The 308-nt window shown below is 70.8% G+C and carries 1 protein-coding gene; it reads left to right on the top strand.

Going from position 1 to position 308, the window contains the following annotated elements; genetic code table 11:
• Window positions 1-308, top strand: a 308-nt coding sequence (locus UK12_RS35090; protein ID WP_045307275.1) for an acyl carrier protein, incomplete at both ends; no start/stop codon positions are given.

Genomic DNA, 308 nt, shown 5'->3' with positions numbered 1-308 from the left:
GGACGCCGGACGGGCGTTCCGCGAGCTGGGCTTCGACTCGCTCACCGCCGTCGAACTGCGCAACCGCCTCAACGCCGTCACCGGACTGAGCCTGCCGACAACCCTGGTCTTCGACTACCCGACCTCGACCGCGCTCGCCCAGCACCTGCGGTCCGAACTGCTCGGTGGGACGGTCGATGCGGCGCTGACGGTGGTCGGGCGGGTGGTGAACGACGAGCCGGTGGCGATCGTGGCGATGAGCTGCCGGTTCCCGGGCGGTGTGCGTACGCCGGAGGACTTGTGGCAGCTGCTGGCGACGGGGACGGATG

The organism is Saccharothrix sp. ST-888 (assembly GCF_000955975.1).
Taxonomy (GTDB): domain Bacteria; phylum Actinomycetota; class Actinomycetes; order Streptomycetales; family Streptomycetaceae; genus Kitasatospora.
The sequence above is the reverse complement of the archived record's forward strand: the minus strand, read 5'-3'. Positions and strand labels throughout refer to the sequence as shown.